The sequence below is a fragment of the Corynebacterium sp. KPL1986 genome (genome assembly GCF_000477975.1).
GTDB lineage: Bacteria > Actinomycetota > Actinomycetes > Mycobacteriales > Mycobacteriaceae > Corynebacterium > Corynebacterium accolens.
Map to the genome: position 1 here is coordinate 209,183 of NZ_KI515719.1, position 20,068 is coordinate 229,250.

The following is a 20,068-nucleotide window of genomic DNA, read 5'->3' on the forward strand; positions in this document are numbered from 1 at the left end:
AGCTAGTTTAGTCGAGGTTGGCGAAGGAATCGGCAAGCTCTTCGCCGATCTCCTGCATGCGCGATTGCTCCGCCTCCAAGGACTCGGAATCGCGGTGGAGATAGTAGTTCACCGCAGCGTCATGGACCGTGGTCACGCAGGTGGTCGAGACGGCATCCTCGACCTCCCAGGCCGAGCAATAAAAATGCCGGTCCGCTGCGGTGAAATCGAATGGCTTGTACTCATTTCCCGCGCGGCCTTGGGCGGCATTTTGCTTATCGATGTCCTCATTGACCAGCTCCAAGTAGCGCTCCGCCGCCGCATCTGGGTCATCGGGGCATACGGCCTCATTATCGGACTCGTATTTCGTGCCCAGCACGCTAATCTTTTCCGGCGAATCACCGCCATAGAGCACGGAAAAGGAGTCATCCTCATCGCTGGTGGAATCGGGATCCTGGTTAGCGCCGATCAGGGTGTCTGGCAATGACGTGCGCAGTTCCGATAATTCGATGGGCGAGCAACCGCGGTTGGTGCTCTCGTCAGCGCAGGCGACAAGGCTCGCACCGAGGGCGAGGGTGGCAAGGGGCAGGCTAAAAATGCGGTGATTCATCTTAGGAAATGGTGATATAGGAATCGTCAGAAAGCGGTGTCGTGCGACCAATAACGGGGTAGCCCGGGACCTCGCCGATGATGAGGAGGCCGCCGGAGGTTTGGGCATCGGCAAGCAGCACTAGCTCTTCCTCCGTAAGGGAGGAGGGCTGCAGGTGCGGGCGCACCCAATCCAGGTTGCGGCGCGAACCGCCCGGGATAAAGCCTTCCGCGAGGGCATCGGTGGCGCCGTCCACGGTGGGGACCGCGGAAAAGTCCAGCTCAGCCGATACGCCAGAGGCGCGGCACATCTTGTACAGGTGGCCCAGTAACCCGAAGCCGGTGACATCGGTGGCCGCGCGCGCACCTGCGGCGACCGCATCCTGGGCGGCCTGGCGGTTGAGCGCGGTCATGGAATCGATGGCGGCCTGGGATACCTCGCCGGTGGCCTTGTGCTTATTATTCAAAATGCCCACGCCGATGGGCTTGGTCAGCGTAATGGGCAGGCCGGCCTCCGCGGCATCGTTGCGCATGAGCTTTTCGGGATCGACGATGCCCGTCGCCGCCATGCCGTACAAAGGCTCCGGGGCGGTAATGGAGTGGCCGCCGGTAATGGAAATGCCTGCCTCGGTGGCCTTATCCATGCCGCCGCGCAGCACCTCGCGCAGGACGTCCAGACCGAGCTTCTCATTGGGCCAGCCCACGAGGTTGATGGCGGTAATGGGGGTGCCACCCATGGCGTAGACATCAGATAGCGCATTGGCCGCGGCAATCTGGCCCCAGGTATAGGGATCATTGACCATGGGGGTGAAAAAGTCCGCGGTAGAAATCACGGCGACGCCGTTGTCGATCTTGACCGCTGCGGCATCATCGCCATCGTCGAGGCCGACCAAGACATTGGGATCGGCCTTGCCGATGAGCCCTTCTACCGCCGATTCCAATTGCCCGGCGGGAATCTTGCAGGCGCAGCCGCCACCTGCGGCGAAAGAGGTTAAATTAATCTGCTCCATCATGTTGGTCATTTTACCCGCCGGAAGTGGTGGGGCGGCGGCGGTGGGGTGCGCGCGGGATCTGTAAAGTAGCCAGGCGGAGGCGTACGTGTCCTGGTGGGCGCCCCGGTCTTCAAAACCGGTGAGGCCGAGCATCTCGGTCTGGCAGGTTCGATTCCTGTCCGTCTCCGCCAAAAGCGCGCAAGGAGGAAAACGAGTGCCGAGTCATAACGCTGGTCGCCCCGCGAATAATGCCCGTGATCCCCGCCGGAATTTACCCCGCATGGATGAGCTATTGCGGCTCCCCGCGGTAGAGCGCGCACGGGAGATATTCGCTGAACACGCCATCCGCGCCACGATTAGGGCCGTGCTCTCTGCCGCCCGCCGCGGGGACGTGCCCGTTGCCAGCGTGGAGGAAGAAATAGCGCTAAGGCTGGCTGACCACAGCACCCATTCCTTGCAGCCGGTCATCAATGCCACCGGCGTCATCATCCATACAAACTTGGGCCGCGCCCCGCTGCCTGCGGCCGCGATCGACGCGCTGCAGGACGCGGCCGGATATACCGACGTGGAAATGGACTTAGACACCGGGCGGCGCTCGTCCCGGCGCGGTGCCGGTGCCACCCAGGCCCTATTGGCGGCGTGCCCCGGCGCGGAGGATGCGCTGGTGGTCAATAACGGTGCGGCGGCCTTATTGCTGGCCACGGCCGCGCTGGCCCCGGGCAAGGAGGTCATCATCTCGCGCGGCGAGCTCATTGAAATTGGCGCGGGGTTTCGCCTGCCGGAACTTATTGAATCCACCGCGACGCGCCTGCGCGAGGTGGGCGCGACCAACCGGACGCACCTCCACGATTATGAAGCCGCGCTGGGGGAGGAGACCGGCGCGATTTTGAAGGTGCACCCGTCCAATTTTCGGATTGAGGGGTTTAGCTCCTCTGTGGGCGTGGGCGAGCTGGCGCAGCTGGCGAAGAAACAAGGCACGAACCTTATTGTGGATCTCGGCTCGGGCTTGCTTACCCACGATCCGGTGCTGCCAGATGAGCCCGATATTCACGCGCAGCTGAAAGCCGGGGCGGATATTGTCATCGCCTCGGGCGATAAGCTTTTGGGCGGGCCGCAGGCCGGCATCTTATTGGGCACTAAGGACGCGATTGCGGCGGTGAAAAAGCACCCGCTGGCGCGGGCGGTGCGCATAGATAAGCTGCGGCTCAATGCCTTAGAGGCAGCGATCACGACGCCTGCCAATGCGGTGAATCAGGCCCTCCACCTTGACCCGGCGCGCCACCGCGAGCGCACCGAGGCCATCGCCGCGGCGGTGGGTGGCGAGGTTGTTGAGCATGCTGGCCGCGTGGGCGGGGGAGGCGCCCCCGAGTACCCGCTGCCCGGCGTAGCGGTATCCCTGCCGGAGGAACTTGCGCCAAAGCTACGCCAGCACACCCCGCCGGTGGTGGCGCGCCAGCACCAAGGCCGCTGCCTCATTGATGTGCGCTGCGTACCCGAGTCCCAGGACGAGGTGCTCATCGCGGCCATTCGGGCGGTGATGTAGGTGTATGTTACCGCGACCGCCGGACACGTGGATCACGGCAAGTCCAGCCTGGTGCGCGCCCTCACAGACATGGATCCGGATAGGTGGGCCGAGGAAAAACGCCGCGGGCTGACCATTGACTTAGGCTTTGTCTGGACGGCGCTGCCCTCCGGCGCGGACGTGGCGTTTGTGGATGTTCCCGGCCACGAAAAGTTCTTTGGCAATATGCTCGCCGGGGTGGGCCCGGCCTCCGTGGTGCTTTTCGTGGTTGCCGCGGACGAGGGCTGGCAGGCCCAATCCACCGACCATCGCGACGCGCTGCACGCGCTGGGCATCGAGCACGGGATTATCGCCTTGACCCGCAGCGACCGCGCCGATGATAAGCGCCGCGCGGAGGTCACCGCCCAGGTACGCACGCAGTTTTCTGCCACCCCGCTTGCCGATGCCCCCATTATCCCCGTTTCCTCCCACACCGGCGAGGGCCTGGCGGACCTGGGCGCGGCGCTCGATGACTTGGTGGCCCGCGTGCCCGCACCCGACACAGACGCCCCGGTGCGGCTGTGGATCGATCGCGCTTTTAGCGTCAAGGGCGCGGGAACCGTGGTGACCGGGACGCTGAGTGCTGGCACGCTGCGCACCGGCGATGCCCTGGTGCTTTCCACCGTGGCAGGGGACAAGCGCGTGGAGATTCGCGGCTTGCATAGCGAAAATACCGCGCAGGAATCCTTGGGCCCCGTAACACGTGCCGCGGTCAACCTGCGCGGGGTCGATGCCGCCGATATCCACCGCGGTGATCTGCTGCTTACCCCAGGTGCGTGGCGCGGTGTCGATATCGTGGACGTCCACCGCACTTTTGGCACCGCGCTTGATGAACTACCCGATAACCTCGTGGTCCACTGCGGCACGGCCGGGATAGAAGCGCACCTGCGGCCGTTGTCAGCGGATTTTGCCCACCTGCGCCTATCGCGCGCTATGCCGCTGGTCATCCTGGATCGCCTAGTCGTCCGCAGCCCCGGCGGCCGACATGTTAGCGCCGGCGTGGAGGTCATCGACGTGCGCCCGCCGGAGCTAGACCGCCGCGGCGCCGCCCGCAAGCGTGCCGAGGCATTGGCGGAGCACACCTCTTTCCGCAATCCTTCCTCCTACCTGCAGCGTGTGGGCTATGCCCGGCGCGCGGACCTGGAACTCGATGGTTATGACACCGATGCCACGCCGCCGGGCATCATTAACTTCCAACAGTGGTGGATTGCCGCCCGCCAGGTAACGCGCTGGAAAGAAGCGCTGACTACCGCGCTGCAGGAACACGCCGCGGCCAACCCGCTCGCACCCGGCATGCCGCGCACGGCGGCACTCGATGCCTTGGGACTGAAGGAAGAGGGGCTGCTGCGCCTAGCGGTGGCCGCCGCCCATGCGGAAGAATCCGAAGGGCTTATCCGCCTGCCCGGCCACAGCGTGGATCTCGGCGCCGCCGAGCCCGACGTGGCCGAATTGGAGAGCAGGCTAGAAAAGGAACCCTTTGCCGCACCAGAGGCCCACGAACTTAAAGATCTGGGGCTGAGCGAAAAAGAACTGGCCGCCGCCGAGCGCGCTGGGCGCCTGCTACGTCTGAAAGATGGCATCATCCTCCTGCCGGACGCCCCAGACAAGGCACGGGAGCACCTCTCACAACTCGAACAGCCCTTTACCTTGTCCGCCGCGCGGCAAGCGCTGGGGACCACCCGCCGGGTGGCCGTCCCGCTGCTGGAATACCTCGATGCCCACGGCATTACCCGCCGCGGCGAGGGCGGCAAGCGCACGCTGCGCTAAGCAAACGCGGCCGACTTATTTGCGGTGGTTTCCGCCGCGCGGGCGGGACTGTTCGCGCGCCACGCGCCGGGCGCGCACGCGGGCGGATTCGGAAGAAAAGCGGCCCGGTTCCTCCGCGACGGGAAGTGCGCGCCAGCTCAGGTTCTGTGAGCCCGGCATGGACGAGACCAAGTCGGCCAAGCCGCTGCTAGCGGGCGGTGCCGCAGCCTGGTCGCCCTCGTGGGCACGAGGCGTGGTCGGGGCAGCGTCGTTCTCTGGAGCAGCGCTGGGCATTGCGGGCGACGCTTCGGCCGAGCCCAGATCCTTGTTGGCACTCGGGCTGACTGGGCACCGGAAGCCGGCGGGAAGATCGCCTGCAATGTCGGCGGACTCCAGCGCGAACTCCCACCCCTCGGGCTGGGCTGGGGTGGTAGGGCGGGATGTGGTGGTGCTGGGAAGCGCGGTGCGGCCAGACGGCACCCGCAGGGGTGGTACCGCCGGGGAGAATAATTCGGTATCTGTGGCATCCTCTGCGGGGATATCGACCGCGATCATCCCGCCGCCGCTATAGGCACGGGCTGCCAACACAGTACCGGCTTCTTGTGCCGCCGCATACGCTGCGCGCAGACCCGGCAACTGGCTTAACACGCCGCACGGGCCGACCACAGTATCGCCACACGAGGCCACGACGGCGTCATCGATGACCTTGAGCGTGACAAAGAATTGCTGCGTTTCAAGGTGAGATAGCTGCTCATCGGTCAGATCGCCTGCCGCAGAATCGATGACCGCACCGTGACCGCCGGCAAGAAGCGCCGATTCGGCCGGCTGGTCATTGACCGGTACCATCCACGGCCACAGCCCGAGGGAGACGGCGACCTCGAGTTCGCCGTCAACGATGCCGACCGTGGCTACCGTCTGCGGAGTGGCCTGCGATGCCTTCAATCGGTGTAGGTCCGGGTATTCGGCTGCCTCTACCTCATCGAGGAACCCGATGAAACCAAATTCCGAACGCACCCGCCAGCCGTTGGAGTAGGTATCGGGCTCTAGAGAGACATCGATAAGAGCAGGCTGACTACCCACGCCAGGAATGCTCAGCACCGTGCCGGAGATGACATGTTCCAGGATGGCGACGTGTTCGACGCCGAAGTAGCTGGTCGCAAGCGGGTAGGGCACCATAGGAAAAGTAACTCCAAAGCGTTAAAGCGGGGCGTAACGTACGGATCTCATTTTACGCATGTGGGGGTAAAACAGCGCTTAGTCGGTGGTTTTAGCCAATGTTCGTTAACGTATTAATGATCCCCTCAAGTTGAAAAGTGCATAACGAAATAGGAGTAGGGCTTTGTCGTCTAATTCATCGCCCCGGCCCGATAACGGAACCACCAGTGGGCTGGAAAACGTTAATAATACGGAAGAAAGCCAAAAGCGCGTGCGCGGCGCCAAGCGCATCCTGCACGACATCATCTACCCGCACAATATTCACCCCGCCTTGGTCCCTGGCGTATCCATTGAGGACCAAAAGGTTAAATACAGCGTGGATAAGACCATCTTGAGCGTTGTCGGTGGGCTCGTCATCGCCTTCGTGGTGTGGGGAGTGCTCGCCCCCGAACAGGTTTTTAATACCTCCTCTACGGCCCTGGACTGGGTTATGCGCAACCTAGGCTGGATCTTTACGGCCCTGGCCACCTTCCTGATGTTCCTGCTGTTGATCCTGGCCTTTTCCAAGTACGGGAAAATCCCACTCGGCGTGGATGGCGAAAAGCCGGAGTTTTCCACGATCAGTTGGGCCGCCATGCTCTTTGGCGCGGGCATCGGCATCGGGCTTATTTTCTTCGGCCCCTACGAACCGCTTACGCATTATCTCTCGCCGCGCCCTGGTGCCTATGAGGCCGCCAGCGATGAAGCGGTGCTCGGCGCGCTGGCCCAATCGGCCATGCACTGGGGCCTTAATGCGTGGGCTATCTATGCCATCGTCGGGCTGTGCGTGGCCTATGTGTCCTTCCGCCGCGGGCGCGTACCCCTGATGAGCTCTATCTTGATGCCGCTTTTTGGCAACCGCTCCACCGATTCCACACCGGCGCGCATTATCGATGGCCTGGCTATCATCGCCACCCTCTTTGGTACCGCGGCCACTTTGGGCATTGGCGCGCTGCAGATCGGCCGCGGCGTGGAAATCGTCAGTGGCTGGTCCACCGCCGGCAATACCGCGGCGTTGGTCATCATCATTGTGCTGTCCATCGGCACCATCTTTTCCGCCGTGTCTGGTGTGGCTAAGGGCGTGCGGTGGCTATCCAATATCAACCTGGCATTGGCGCTAGGCATCGCCATCTTCTTCTTCGTCATCGGACCGACTGCCTTGCTGGCCAATATGATGCCCGCAGTCATCATCGAGTACCTCGATAACACCCCTGAAATGTTGTCCGCCAACATGGGCGAAGGCGAAGATATGGTCTCCTTCCTATCCTCGTGGACCACGTTCTACTGGGCGTGGTGGGTATCCTGGTCGCCGTTTGTCGGCGTATTCGTGGCCAAGATTTCCCGCGGTCGCACCATCCGCCAATTCGTCCTTGGCGTGCTGTTTATTCCTTCTGCCATCATCATCGCCGCATTCACCATCTTGGGCGGCACCACCATTTGGCTGCAGCGCCGCGATGGCGATATCGCCCCCGATGGCACCATCGATTCCATGCCGGCGGCCGAAGACATCTTCTTCAACGTCTTGGACCATTTCCCCGGATCCAATTGGATGGCCCCACTGGTCATCGTCATGCTCGTGGTATTTTTCATCACCACTGCGGACTCAGCCTCGCTGGTCAATTCCCAGCTCACCCAGCGCGGCAACCCACAGCCGAAGCCCTTGGTCACCGTCTTTTGGGTGATCTGCATGGCGGGCATCGCCGTGGTCATCCTCATGTCCGGCGGCAAAAACGCGCTGCAAGGCCTGCAAAACCTCATCACCATTACGGCGCTTCCCTTTGCCGTCATCATCGTGCTGATGTGCATTGCCCTGATTAGGGAACTGCGCCACGATCCGGCCTCCATCCGCCACTATTACGAGCACCAGGCCGTGTCCAATGCGGTCATCCACGGCGTGCGCGAATACGGCGATAACTTTGCCCTGTCGATCGAGCCCACTGCGGGAGACTCCGATTACGCCACCGGCGGCGAATTTGATTCCACCGCCGCAGAGGTCACTGAGTGGTACGCGCGCACCGATGAGGAGGGCCATGCTATCGGTTACGACTACGAGGCTGGCCGCTACGTGGATGATGATCCTTCGGTGGCTAATGGCGAGTTCGTCTCTGGCTCGACCGATGACGATGCACAGACCCCGCCCGCTCATTAAGGCTCGATAATTTTAGTTAGGTACAGTCACAGACCATGACCTTGTCCACGTTCGCCTTCGCCTTTGGATTGGTCCTGCTCTCGGGCCTGTCCACCTCCATCGGCGGGGCATTGGCGGTGGGAAAGCGCCAGCCAGGGTCCGCGTTTATGGCCGCGGCCCTGGGCCTTTCGGCGGGTGTGATGCTTTATGTCTCCTTCATGGAAATCCTGCCGGAGGGCATAGATCAGCTTAGCGATGCCCTCGGGGGCGAAAAACCCGGCACCTGGGCCGCGGTAGGGGCCTTCTTCGCAGGCATTGCGGTCATCGCGATTATTGACCGGATGGTGCCAGAAGAAATTAACCCGCACGAACCGGGCACGACGGAAGAAGACGCCCGCCGGGGCAGGTTGATGAAGACGGGCGTATTTACCGCAGTAGCGCTGGGCTTACACAATTTCCCGGAGGGCTTTGCCACCTTCTTATCCGGCCTGGAGTCCAAGGAGATTGCGGTGCCGGTGGCCGTGGCGATTGCCATTCACAATATCCCGGAAGGCATCGCCGTCGCAGTGCCGCTGCGGGAGGCGACCGGCTCGCGCAAGAAGGCCTTCTGGTGGGCCACGCTTTCCGGACTGGCTGAACCACTCGGCGCGCTCATCGGTTTTGGCCTGCTCATGCCGGTATTGGGGCCGGCCACCATGGGCATTAGCTTTGCCGCCGTGGCAGGAGTCATGGTGTTTATTTCCCTCGATGAGCTGCTTCCCACCGCGGAAGAAACTGGCGAGCACCACTACGCCATCTACGGCCTTATCGCCGGCATGGCCATTATGGCCGTATCGCTCATGCTGTTTATGTAATTTAGTGCTGCGCTACCGAGGTGGCAGACGGCGAGCCGGTCGAGGCCTTCACGGCCATGACGATGCTGGCGATGACAAGGCCGAGGATGAGCCCGCACACCATGGACAGGCCGGTTTCGGCGAGCCAGCTCAGCGCACCATTGTGGATGTGTTCAGTGGCGGACTCGATAAGCCCATGCGGCTGGTCCACCCCGAATTCATGCAGGCCCGTGGTGACGATATGCCCGCCTACCCACAACATGGCGGCGGTACCGATAATGCCGATGATATCGAGCACGATGGGCATGCCCTTGACCAGGGCATTGCCGAGAAGGGAGTTGCCATCGCGGCGCTGGGTTAAGGCAAGTCCGATGTCATCCATCTTGACCAGCAGCCCCACGGCGCCGTAGACGCCCAGGGTCAAGATGATGCCGACGGCAATGAGCGCGCCGAGGCGCAGCCAGAAGGGCTGATCGATGACCTCATTTAAGGAAATCACCATGATTTCAGCGGACAGGATGAGATCGGTGGTGATGGCGGATTTCACCAGGCTATCTTCGGCCTCGGGGCCCTTGTGCTGGACGGTATCGGTGGCATCGCTTGGGCTGGAGTGGAAGAAGGAGAGGATCTTTTCCGCGCCTTCGAAACACAAATAGGTACCGCCGCACATCAAGATGGGTGTCAGCGCCCACGGCGCGATCCAGGACAGGATCATCGCAATAGGCAAGATGATGACGAGCTTATTGATGAGCGAGCCCTTGGTGATGCGCCAGATCATCGGCAGCTCACGCTGCGGTTTGATGCCCTCGACGTATTGCGGGGTTACCGCGGCATCATCGACGACGACGCCGATGGCCTTCATGGAGGTCTTGCCGCCTAGGGCGGCCACATCGTCGACGCTGGAGGCGGCGGCGCGGGCGATTAAGGAGACATCGTCAAGCAGGGCGAAAAGGCCACCGGCCATGGCTTATCCTTCGGGGGCTAAAGTTACGTTGCCTGACCAGGACAAGTTTATGCCGTGGTGGGCAAGCCAGGCCATTGCATCGTCGCCGTGGCGGGTAATTCCCTCGACCGCGTTCAGGGTGGTATCGATGGCGAGCTCGGCGTCCTCGGCGGAAATGAGGCCCGCAGACGTCGCCGCGGAGAGCTCGTCGATGTCGAGGACGGTGATGGGCTCGCCGGTGGTGGTCACCAGGTCAACGTAGAGATCGCGGGTGGTCCACTCGTTGCCGTGGCGCTGGATTTCGGCGACGTCGATATAAAAGTCCTGCTCTACCTCAACGCCGGGGCGGAAGTGGAAGATATTCGCGCGCAGGTTGAGGCTTGGCAGGAGCCAGGATTCGAGGTAGCCAAAGCGCGGGTGATCGGCGCCGCGGGCCATGTACAGGCCGAACTCGGTTTCGGTGTAGGTATCGACTTGGCGGAGGTAACCTTTGGGATCGGTATTGGTAAAATCCGCGGTATTAAAGGTCTCGCGCTTGACTGGGTGGAGATCAACGGCCATTACTTCACCTCCAGGAAGGCGGCGGTGGGGGCGAAATCGCAGCGCGCCTCGGTGGTATTAACGGAGCCGGAAAGCAGCGCGATGACCAGGCCCTTGCCCGTGTGCGCGGTGCCGGAGAGCGTCGTGGGCCCATCCTGGTTGATGCCGTTATTGTGCAGCGGGGTAATGCCGCTTTGCAGGGTATTGATATTGAACCACTGCACATGCATGCCGCCTTGATCCGGTGCTGCCGGTGGGGTGCCCAGGGCGGTAAAGAGGAAGGCGGTCTCGCCCTCGCCGGCGCCCGGGGCGGGAATCTCTGTGGGTCCGGGGACCGCGATGGCAGAGCCGGTGGCGGCGTTGGTGCCGCCGATGCAGTGCGCGGAGACGGTGGGCCAGTAGAACTGCCGGAAGTGCGGGTTATCGCCTTGTGGTAAGGCGACGCCGCCATCGCCGTCGCCGTTGCCGGCAAAGAAGGCCAGGCCTGACAGGATTGCATTGCGGGCCTCTTCGGGGATCCACGGCTGTGCGGCAAAGGCGCGCACGCGGTCCTGGGTCTCCGGGGTGGGGCGGCCGAGCTCATCTAAGGGGCTGGCGGGCAAGTGCTGCTGGGCCAGCGAGGAGAGATCCGGGGCGAAGGCCTGCGCGGGCGCAACCAGGGGAGAGGCAAGGCCAATTAGTGCGGCGGTGGCAGCGGCGATATAGCCGGTGCGCCCGCTTAGGCGCCAAGAGGTTCGGGCGTGGCTCACGGTATCAGGTCCTTGTTATCTCGCGGAGGGAAAGCAATACAGCCCCATTAATCACATCAGTAACAATAATAACTCTAGTAACGATAGTGATCCGCTGGGAAGTGTCAAGTACTAGGTCGTTTCGAGCGCGCGAGACGTTACGGGGTGGCATAGGTCGCGTCTTGGCTCCCCGATGCTGCACTATGCCCTGTTAGGGGGTATCGTAGGACGTCGTTCAAGAACATTTCTCGCGCACCAGCGCTTGTAGATCCTCCGAAGGAGAACCCAACTAGTGAGTAATACCGAGTTCCGTAATGTTGCCATTGTCGCGCACGTTGACCATGGCAAGACCACGTTGGTCAACGGCATGCTGGAGCAGTCCGGTGCCTTTGGCGAACACGGTGAGCACACGGACCGCGTCATGGACTCCAACGATCAGGAGCGCGAGCGCGGCATTACCATTTTGGCCAAGAACACGGCCATCCGCCGCCAGGGTCTGGGCAAGGACGGCGCAGACCTCATCATCAACGTCATCGACACCCCGGGCCACGCCGACTTCGGCGGCGAGGTCGAGCGCGGCATTTCCATGGTGGACGGCGTCGTGCTGCTTGTCGATGCCTCTGAGGGCCCCCTCCCACAGACCCGCTTCGTCCTGACCAAGGCGCTAGAGGCCAAGCTGCCGGTTATCGTCTGCGTGAATAAGACCGACCGCCCCGATGCCCGCATCGACGAGGTTGTCACCGAGTCCCAGGACCTGCTGCTGGAAATCGCCGCCGGCCTCGAGGATGAGGAAGCCGCAGCCGCCGCCGAAGAACTGCTCGATCTCCCGGTCCTGTACGCCTCTGGCCGCGCCGGCGTTGCCTCCACCGAGAACCCGGGCGATGGCAACGTCCCCGATAGCGAGGACCTGCAGGCGCTTTTCGATGTCATCTACAACGTCCTGCCCGAGCCTTCCGCTACCGTCGATGCCCCGCTGCAGGCGCACGTGACCAACCTGGACGCCTCCGACTTCCTCGGCCGTATCGCGCTGCTGCGTATCTACGCCGGCCGCATCAAGAAGGGCCAGCAGGTGGCTTGGATCCACTACGACGATGAGGGCAACCAGCACACCAAGACCGTCAAGGTCGCCGAGCTGCTGCGCACCGTCGGCTTCGAGCGTCAGCCGGCCGAAGAGGCCATCGCCGGCGATATCGTCGCCATCTCTGGTATCTCCGATGTCATGATTGGTGACACCATCGCCGATCCAGAAAACCCCGAGGCCCTGCCACGCATCACCGTTGATGAGCCGGCCATCTCCATGACCATCGGCGTCAACACCTCGCCGATGGCAGGCCGCGGCGGCGGCACCAAGCTGACCGCCCGCATGGTCAAGGCCCGCCTGGAGCAGGAGCTTATCGGTAACGTCTCCCTGCGCGTGCTGCCCACCGAGCGCCCCGATACCTGGGAGGTTCAGGGCCGCGGCGAGATGGCTCTGTCCGTGCTCATCGAGTCCATGCGTCGCGAGGGCTTCGAGCTGACCATCGGTAAGCCGCAGGTTGTGACCCAGCAGATCGATGGCAAGACCTACGAGCCTTATGAGATCCTCACCATCGACTCCCCGTCGGAGCACCAGGGTGCCATCACCCAGCTGCTGGCCTCCCGCAAGGGCCAGATGCAGTCCATGGACGTGCGCGAGGGTGACTGGGTGCGCATGATCTTCCGCGTTCCCTCCCGCGGACTCATCGGTTTCCGCACCCAGTTCATGACCGAGACCCGCGGTGCCGGCATCGCCAACTCCATTTCCGATGGCCTCGATGTCTGGGCCGACGAAATCAAGTCCCGCGCCACCGGCTCTTTGGTGGCTGACCGCACCGGCCAGATCACCCAGTACGCACTGATGCAGCTGGCTGACCGCGGCAACTTCTTCGTCGAGCCAGGCGCCGAGGCCTACGAAGGCATGGTGGTAGGTGCCAATAACCGCGATGAGGATATTGACATCAATATCACCAAGGAAAAGAAGCTGACCAATATGCGCTCTGCCACCGCAGACGCCACGGTCACCCTGGCCAAGGCCCACACGCTCTCGCTGGAGGAAGCGCTGGAATTTTGTGGCAACGACGAGTGCGTCGAGGTCGCCCCAGACGTGCTGCGCGTGCGCAAGCTGGAGCTTTCCGCCACCGACCGCAAGCGCGCCGCTTCCCGCGCTAAGCAGATGAAGAAGTAACCTGCCGGCCTAAGTAGTGCCTGCGGTTGATACCGCAACCGCCGCGATAATCGCCGTCGTCTCCTGCAAAATGGTTTTTACCGCAGAGGCGGCGGCATCGTCGTATTCCACCTGTTGTTTTAATTCTTTGATGCGGTTGCGCATCTCCCGGCGTTTCATTTCGGGCGCATCCTCCTTGAGTAGGGGATAGGCCCCATTAACCTCGCGCAGAATATCCAAGATAATCATGTCTTTGGTGCTTGGGTTTTGGGTGCCGTCAAGCACCGCGGCGAGCCTCTCGCGCACCTCATCTTCTAGCGCCGTATCCGTCATGATGTAACGGTCACCGCCCAGCTGCCACCACGCGGAATCCTCGATCTCCAATTGGCCGCGGTCCTGAAAATCCTGGGCAATCTTCTCGCGTGGGGAGAACCACCGCGCCTGCAGCAGCGTTTTTACCGAGCCGGTCCGGTGCTCGTGCAGGCTATCCCACGCCCAGGCAAGCACCGGGTGCTCTGGCTTTTTATCAGTGGCGTGCACCTTATTCTTTGCAGTTATGGCAACCGCCTCGTGCAGGAGCAAATCGCTAAAAAGGCCCGCGCGCAGGGCGGTTTCATTATTTGATAGCACCTCCTTTTTACCGTTGTCCTTGGTAAGCAGGAGGAACATTTCTTGGCAGATAAGCATGGTGGGGAATCCCTTCAACAGTGATTTTGCTCGAGTTTAGCCCGCAGAATCTTCGTGTGGCGGGAAGAAGGTATTAAAGTAGTCCGCGATGAAAAATAGTCTCAAGGCCCGTGCACTTGCTGCCACTGCCGCCATCGGCCTCGCATTTGTCAGCGGGTGCTCGGCCAATCCTGGCCCACCGCCGGTGGTAGAAGACTCGGATGACCAGGAATCTACCGCCCAGGAAACGGAATCCTTCACGACCACGACGGATAACGAGCCGCCGCGCGCGGAGGAAGAAAAGTCGCGGCCTACCATTTCCATCGGTGTCGATCCGCTGCGCGCCGGACTTAACCCACACCTGGTGGCCAATAACTCCGAGCTCGTGGATCAAATCGCCGAGCTGGTCTTGCCGTCGACGTTCCACTGGGGACGCATGGATACAGACGTCCTAGAATCCGCCGCGGAGGTCACCGCGCCGGAGGGCGTAGCCCAGCGGGTGCGCTACGTCATCGCCACTCCCGCGCAGTGGTCCGATGGCACCCCGATTTCCGGGGCGGATTTCAACTACCTGTGGAAGAAGATGATCACCACCGCAGGCGTCAAGGACCCGGCGGGCTACCGCGCCATTTCCGCGGTGACCACCTCCGATGGCGGGCGCGTGGTGACGGTGGATTTTGCGGAGCGGGTTAAAGATTGGAAGCAGCTATTCAACCAACTCCTGCCCTCGCACCTGTTGCAAAATTCCGATTTCGATTCGGCGCTGGCCAATGACATCCCAGCCTCCGCCGGCCGCTTCTCGGTCGATAGCGTGGACCGCAGCCGCGGGGTCATCACCCTCAACCGCAACGATCGTTTTTGGGGTGCCGACCCCGCCCATATCGACGTCGTCCAGCTGCGCGAGGTGCGCGATAGCACCCAGGCGCTGAATATGCTGCGCTCCGGCCAGATTGGGTTCGCGGACTTCACCCCGGATCAGACCTCGCAGGAGGCGCTTGGCTTGCTCGGGCACGTGAGCGATAAGACGGTCACCCGCCCGCGCCAGCTGCGCTTGCACATGTCCACCGAGCAAGGAGCCTTGGAGGACGCCGCCGCGCGACGCGGTCTGGCCTCGCTTATCGATACCGGGCAGGTCGCCCGTCTCGCCACCGGCCGCGCCTCCAACCTGAAGGCCGGGCATAACCCGGTCTCCGGCGAGGCGAACCTGACCGCCCTGCGCGAGCGCGCCAGCAAGAAACCCATCCGCTTCGCCGTCGATCCGACCAGCCCCACGGCTTTGGCTGCGGCAAATACGCTTTACGATGTCCTCGAGGCTCACGGCATCCCCGCCGAGGTCACCACCGATAGGCTTACCACCATTACCACTAAGCTGCTTCCTGAAGGCAAGGTTGATGCGGTGGTGACCTGGGAGGATATCACCTTAACCTCGCTGTCGGCCGCGAACATCTTCAACTGCGCCGAAAACGAACCGCTCGCAGGCGATCTCTCCGGGTTCTGCCCCGACAACGCCGCCGCAACGCGCATGGACATCCTTTCCGGAAAGATAAGCCCCTCCACCGCGCTGGGGCGAATCCGCGAGATCAACGCCCAGGACGTGTTATACGTCCCGCTCTTAGATGAAACGCGTGTGCACGCGCTGGGGGAGGGTATTGTAGGCCCCGGCCAAAGTATTGATGACTGGGATAAAGGTCTGGTCACAGCGCCGGTTTGGAGGATAGATGAGGACTAAGGACTTGGTGGGCTACCGCGTTGTTGCCGTACACGCGCACCCCGATGATGAAACGCTTTTTACCGGCGGCACCCTTGCCACCCTGGCCGCGTGCGGGGCACAGGTCACGGTCATCACCCTTACCCTTGGCGAGGACGGCGAGGTCATCGGCGCGCCCTATCAAGGTCTTGCCGAGCACCATCAGCTCGGCGGCTTCCGCGCCCGCGAATTGGCCTGCGCCCTCACTGCCTTAGGCGTAGAGGGCATACAGCTGGGTGGATTCGGCCACTTCCACGATTCTGGCATGGTGGGATCTCCCTCTCACGACAACCCCCGCGCGCTGGTCAATCGCCTGGATGAGGCGGCAGATTTGCTCCGCGCGGAATTAGAGGTGCTCCAGCCGCACGCCATCCTGACCTATGGGCCAGACGGCGGCTATAACCACCCGGACCACGTGGCGGTGCATAGGGTGGTGGAAAAGGCGGCATCGGCAAGCACGCGTATCTGGTGGGCGATCTTTGACCGCGACGCCAATTACGCCGGCCTGGACACCCTCGATGCGCCGGCGGGCTGGCGCAAACCCGATGCCGCGTACCTGGATAATTTCACCACCGCCGGCGCGGATCTGACCTTCGCGCTTGACGATGCCGCCCTGCACGCCAAACGCGCCGCCATGCGCGCCCACGCCACGCAAATCTGGCTGGCCGATGGCAGCACCACCGCCACCAACCCCGAGGCCGCCGTGGCCGCCGTCCACGACCCCGCCGCGGTGCCAGGGGCCTACTGCCTGTCCAATAGATTGCTCATGCCGTTGCTGCGTGCCGAATACTTCCAACTCGGCAGGGGCGAGCCCGCACGCGACCTCCTAGGGGATCTGTAATGCGCACTGATTTTAGCCGCGGCGAGCAGGTTACCGGGCTTATCTGGCTCTCCCTCGGCGCCCTGCTATCGCTGTTTCTGGAAGTCATTTACCTCACTGCCCGGATTCCGCTGGCTGATGGCGCGAGCATCGCGTTTCCCATCACCATCCTCATCGCCGCCGCATTCAATGTGGTGTTAACCCGCACCGCGCGGCTGTGGAGTGATAGTACTTACATCGCGGCCATCCCGCTCATCGTCTGGGGCCTGGGCTTTTTCGGGCTTATGCTCCTGGTTCCGATTACCGGCGATGTCATAGTGGGCAATAATATTCTCAGCTTGCTCCTGCTTTTGGCTGGGATTGGCGGCGGCGTTTGGCCTTTCCTAAAGCAGAAGTGACATACTATATTTCATCCCCCAACCCCATGAAATCAGGAAGATTCAAGGATTCTCCATGACTTATACAATCGCTCAACCTTGCGTTGATGTAATGGACCGCGGCTGTGTTGAGGAATGCCCCGTCGATTGCATCTACGAAGGCAAGCGCATGCTCTACATCCACCCAGATGAGTGCGTGGATTGCGGCGCCTGCGAGCCCGCATGCCCGGTAGAAGCCATCTTCTACGAGGACGACGTTCCCGATGAGTGGATCGATTACAACGATGCCAACGCAGCATTCTTCGATGACTTGGGCTCACCCGGTGGAGCGGCAGCCCTTGGCCCGCAAGATTTCGATGCGTCAATGGTAGCCGCGCTGCCCCCACAGAATCAGGAGTAATTCATGGCCCGCACACCGCTAGGACAATCGCTTCCGGATTTCCCCTGGAACTCGCTGGCTGGCGCCAAGAAGAAGGCCCAGGCGCACCCAGATGGAATCGTTGACCTTTCGGTGGGCAACCCCGTAGATCCGGTCGCCCCCGGCGTGCAGCTGGCGCTGTCCTCTGCCGCCGAGGCCCCCGGCTACCCGCAAACGCAGGGCACGCCCGAGCTGCGCGAAGCCATCGCCTCAGCCCTCCGCCGCCGCTACCACATGGACGTGGACCGCGTCCTGCCCGTGGTGGGCACGAAGGAGGCCATCGCGTGGCTGCCCACCCTGTTGGGCATGCGCGGCGAGACCGTCGCCTTCCCCTCGGTGGCCTATCCCACCTACGAGGTCGGCGCCCTCCTCGCTGGGGCCACGCCCCTGCGCGCTGACGAGGACTTTCAGGACGCCTCCCTGGTATTCATTAATTCCCCATCCAACCCTACTGGCCGAGTCGCTGGGGTAGAGGAGCTGCGCCGCATCGTGGCCTGGGCCCGCTCGACGGGCGCCATCATCGCCTCCGACGAGTGCTATATGGGCTTGGGCTGGAACGACGACAACCCGCCGGTATCCATCCTGGATCCCCGCGTGACCGACGGCGATAATACCGGGCTTATCGCCATGCATTCGCTGTCTAAGTCCGCGAATATGGCCTCCTACCGCGCCGGATTCTTCGCCGGCGATAATGACCTCATCGCGGAGCTCCTAGAGCTGCGCAAGCACGCCGGCCTCATCGTGCCAGGCCCGATTCAGGCGGCGATGGTTGCCGCGCTTGACGATGACCCCACCGAAGCCCTCCAACGCCAGCGCTACGCCGCGCGCCGCGCCGAATTGATGCAGGCGCTCATCAAGGCGGGCTTTACCATTGACCACTCGGACGCCGGCCTGTACCTCTGGGCCACCCGCGGCGAAGACTGCCGCGAGACCATCGACTGGTTGGCTTCTTTGGGCATCCTCGCTGCCCCCGGTGATTTCTACGGTCCCTCGGGCGCACAACACGTGCGCATTGGCTTAAACGGCACCGACGAGCGGGTGCGCGCCGCCGTCGAACGCCTCGCCAGTGCCTAACTCGCCTCGTCCTCCTGCGCGGGAGGGGATTTCTCCTCGCAGGGTGGTCTTGCGCGATCGCGTTCCTTTAGAAGGCGAGTACTGGGCCGCCCGTGCCGGGGACTCGCCCTTTCCGGAGGGAACCCTCCTTCCCGCGGGTGCGGTTCTTTCGCGCCCCATCCCCGTGTGGCACCATCCCGTCGTCCCGCCGGAGGATCCGATCCCTTTTGGATACACCGTCGTCCACGCGGATGAAGACATCATCGTTGCCGATAAACCGCACTTTCTTCCCACCACCACGAATGGTCGCTTGCAGCGCGAGACCCTGCAAACCCGGCTGCGCGTGGACTTCGGCGAAGACGAAATCGTGCCGCTTCACCGCCTCGACCGTCTGACCGCCGGTCTCGTCATCTGCTCGCGCAATCCTGCGACCCGCGCGGACTACCAGCGCATCTTCCTGGAGGGGAGGGCGGTGAAGAGGTATAGAGGCATCGTCAAGCAGCCGCTTTTCTGCGATGAGGAAATCAGGCTGCCGATGCACAAGCCGCGGGGCAGCAGGCAGGTGCTCGTGGCTGATAATGGCACGCCGACTTCGACGTATGTGCGCGCTGCGGGGCGGGAGGTGACCATGTGGCCGCGGACCGGGCATACGCACCAGCTGCGGGTGCTGCTGAACCACCTTGGGAGCCCGCTCATTGGCGATGACACCTATCCCACGCCGCGTCCGCTCGACCTCTACGATTTCTCGTGTCCGCTTTCCTTGCTGCACGAAACTATATCTTTTATAGATCCTTTATCACATTCGGAGCGTCAGTTTTTCAGTTCGCGGGGCTTAGGAACTACAATCAGGTAATTACTAACCTCCGGCAAGAAAGGCGGCCCATGGCAGACCTCAGCGTTGCGCGCTTTGCGTCCAATTTTGGGCAATTCCTTAAGTTCGGTCTTGTCGGCGGCTCGGGTACCGCGGTTAACCTCTTCGTGTATTTTCTCGCGCAGAAGCTCTTTGGCGCGGCGGATATCTTTGCCGAGGATCCCTTCATGAACCTCTTCGGTTCTGCATTCCACATTCGCTGGTACCACGTCTTTGCCACCATTTCCTTCCTCGTGGCCAATACCTGGAACTACCAGCTCAACCGTATGTGGACCTTCCGTACCGTGTCCAAGGTGTCCTGGATTCGCGGTTTCTTCCCGTTCCTTTTGGCGGGAATCGGGGCGTTTATCGTCAGTCAGGTCATCCTGACGCTGCTCATGAACCCCAACTCGCCCGTGGGTCTGCCCACCGATGTCTTCGATAACTCCACCGGATTGCGCACCAAGTCCTATTGGGCGCAGGCCATTTCCATCGTGGTGGCGATGCCCATCAACTTCATCATCAACAAGCTCTGGACGTTCCGCTCCAAGCCCAATAAGCCCGTCGTCGTCGACGAGGTCGCGCCGGTTTAACTACCTGCTCCTAGCTCTGCCTAGCCCGGCTCGTTTCGCCACCCCGGCCCCGCCCTTCGCGCTCACCAGCGGGGGCTGCTGGGGTCTTTTTGTACCCGCCGGTGAGCGGCAAGGGCGGGGAGGGGCATCG

19 protein-coding genes and 1 tRNA gene are annotated in these 20,068 nt (G+C 62.4%); 13 read left to right on the forward strand and 7 right to left on the reverse strand.

What is annotated here, in order from left to right; all coding sequences use genetic code 11:
* Positions 1-7: 7 nt before the first annotated feature.
* On the reverse strand, positions 8-589 hold the full coding sequence (locus HMPREF1287_RS00970) for a hypothetical protein (RefSeq protein ID WP_023017710.1): 582 nt from the start codon (positions 587-589) through the stop codon (positions 8-10).
* Position 590: 1 nt separating this feature from the next.
* The gene (selD, locus tag HMPREF1287_RS00975) at positions 591-1,577 is read right to left on the reverse strand and encodes a selenide, water dikinase SelD (RefSeq protein WP_034653875.1); all 987 of its coding nucleotides are present in this window, start codon (positions 1,575-1,577) and stop codon (positions 591-593) included.
* Between the two features lie 78 nt (positions 1,578-1,655).
* Between selD and HMPREF1287_RS00980 the strand changes: the two genes are divergently transcribed.
* From HMPREF1287_RS00980 to selB, 3 genes are all read left to right on the forward strand, one after another.
* Positions 1,656-1,750: transfer RNA gene (locus HMPREF1287_RS00980), tRNA-Sec, on the forward strand.
* Between the two features lie 23 nt (positions 1,751-1,773).
* Positions 1,774-3,102, forward strand: coding sequence for an L-seryl-tRNA(Sec) selenium transferase (gene selA, locus HMPREF1287_RS00985; protein WP_023017712.1), 1,329 nt, complete (start codon positions 1,774-1,776; stop codon positions 3,100-3,102).
* Positions 3,103-4,887 (forward strand): selenocysteine-specific translation elongation factor, encoded by a 1,785-nt coding sequence (gene selB / locus HMPREF1287_RS00990; protein ID WP_023017713.1) that lies wholly within the window; start codon positions 3,103-3,105, stop codon positions 4,885-4,887.
* Positions 4,888-4,902: 15 nt separating this feature from the next.
* Here the strand turns inward: selB and HMPREF1287_RS00995 are convergent, their stop codons facing one another.
* Complete coding sequence (locus HMPREF1287_RS00995) at positions 4,903-6,042, reverse strand: hypothetical protein (protein WP_023017714.1); 1,140 nt, start codon at positions 6,040-6,042, stop codon at positions 4,903-4,905.
* A 250-nt stretch (positions 6,043-6,292) separates the two neighbouring features.
* Between HMPREF1287_RS00995 and HMPREF1287_RS01000 the strand changes: the two genes are divergently transcribed.
* Entirely contained in the window at positions 6,293-8,209 is a 1,917-nt protein-coding gene (locus tag HMPREF1287_RS01000; protein WP_369707510.1) for a BCCT family transporter, read from the forward strand.
* 35 nt (positions 8,210-8,244) lie between these two features.
* On the forward strand, positions 8,245-9,042 hold the full coding sequence (zupT, locus tag HMPREF1287_RS01005; RefSeq protein WP_023017716.1) for a zinc transporter ZupT: 798 nt from the start codon (positions 8,245-8,247) through the stop codon (positions 9,040-9,042).
* Position 9,043: 1 nt separating this feature from the next.
* On the opposite strand, the gene HMPREF1287_RS01010 is transcribed toward zupT, so the two are convergent.
* From HMPREF1287_RS01010 to HMPREF1287_RS01020, 3 genes are read right to left on the reverse strand one after another with little or no spacing between them, the layout of a single operon-like run.
* Entirely contained in the window at positions 9,044-9,985 is a 942-nt protein-coding gene (locus HMPREF1287_RS01010; protein ID WP_023017717.1) for a DUF808 domain-containing protein, read from the reverse strand.
* 3 nt (positions 9,986-9,988) lie between these two features.
* Positions 9,989-10,525: a DUF402 domain-containing protein gene (locus HMPREF1287_RS01015; RefSeq protein ID WP_023017718.1), complete on the reverse strand. Its 537-nt coding sequence runs from the start codon at positions 10,523-10,525 to the stop codon at positions 9,989-9,991.
* A complete protein-coding gene (locus tag HMPREF1287_RS01020; RefSeq protein WP_023017719.1) occupies positions 10,525-11,253 on the reverse strand; it encodes a hypothetical protein in 729 nt (242 codons plus the stop codon). Before HMPREF1287_RS01020 ends, HMPREF1287_RS01015 begins: the two co-directional genes overlap by 1 nt.
* 271 nt (positions 11,254-11,524) lie before the next feature.
* Between HMPREF1287_RS01020 and typA the strand changes: the two genes are divergently transcribed.
* Positions 11,525-13,435 carry a translational GTPase TypA gene (gene typA / locus HMPREF1287_RS01025; protein WP_023017720.1) on the forward strand — a complete coding sequence of 637 codons (1,911 nt, stop codon included), beginning with the start codon at positions 11,525-11,527 and terminating at the stop codon, positions 13,433-13,435.
* 9 nt (positions 13,436-13,444) lie between these two features.
* Here typA and HMPREF1287_RS01030 read toward each other — a convergent pair whose 3' ends face one another.
* Complete coding sequence (locus tag HMPREF1287_RS01030) at positions 13,445-14,101, reverse strand: GPP34 family phosphoprotein (RefSeq protein ID WP_023017721.1); 657 nt, start codon at positions 14,099-14,101, stop codon at positions 13,445-13,447.
* An 88-nt stretch (positions 14,102-14,189) separates the two neighbouring features.
* Between HMPREF1287_RS01030 and HMPREF1287_RS01035 the strand changes: the two genes are divergently transcribed.
* From HMPREF1287_RS01035 to HMPREF1287_RS01065, 7 genes are read left to right on the forward strand one after another with little or no spacing between them, the layout of a single operon-like run.
* Positions 14,190-15,809 (forward strand): ABC transporter family substrate-binding protein, encoded by a 1,620-nt coding sequence (locus HMPREF1287_RS01035; RefSeq protein WP_023017722.1) that lies wholly within the window; start codon positions 14,190-14,192, stop codon positions 15,807-15,809.
* Positions 15,799-16,668 carry a PIG-L family deacetylase gene (locus tag HMPREF1287_RS01040; protein ID WP_023017723.1) on the forward strand — a complete coding sequence of 290 codons (870 nt, stop codon included), beginning with the start codon at positions 15,799-15,801 and terminating at the stop codon, positions 16,666-16,668. Before HMPREF1287_RS01035 ends, HMPREF1287_RS01040 begins: the two co-directional genes overlap by 11 nt.
* A complete protein-coding gene (locus HMPREF1287_RS01045) occupies positions 16,668-17,045 on the forward strand; it encodes a hypothetical protein (RefSeq protein ID WP_005280091.1) in 378 nt (125 codons plus the stop codon). Before HMPREF1287_RS01040 ends, HMPREF1287_RS01045 begins: the two co-directional genes overlap by 1 nt.
* 55 nt (positions 17,046-17,100) lie before the next feature.
* A complete protein-coding gene (gene fdxA / locus HMPREF1287_RS01050) occupies positions 17,101-17,424 on the forward strand; it encodes a ferredoxin (RefSeq protein WP_023017724.1) in 324 nt (107 codons plus the stop codon).
* A 3-nt stretch (positions 17,425-17,427) separates the two neighbouring features.
* Positions 17,428-18,516 carry a succinyldiaminopimelate transaminase gene (dapC, locus tag HMPREF1287_RS01055; protein ID WP_023017725.1) on the forward strand — a complete coding sequence of 363 codons (1,089 nt, stop codon included), beginning with the start codon at positions 17,428-17,430 and terminating at the stop codon, positions 18,514-18,516.
* A gap of 43 nt (positions 18,517-18,559) precedes the next feature.
* Positions 18,560-19,348 carry a pseudouridine synthase gene (locus HMPREF1287_RS01060; protein ID WP_023017726.1) on the forward strand — a complete coding sequence of 263 codons (789 nt, stop codon included), beginning with the start codon at positions 18,560-18,562 and terminating at the stop codon, positions 19,346-19,348.
* A gap of 29 nt (positions 19,349-19,377) precedes the next feature.
* A complete protein-coding gene (locus tag HMPREF1287_RS01065; protein WP_005280100.1) occupies positions 19,378-19,938 on the forward strand; it encodes a GtrA family protein in 561 nt (186 codons plus the stop codon).
* Positions 19,939-20,068: the final 130 nt, after the last annotated feature.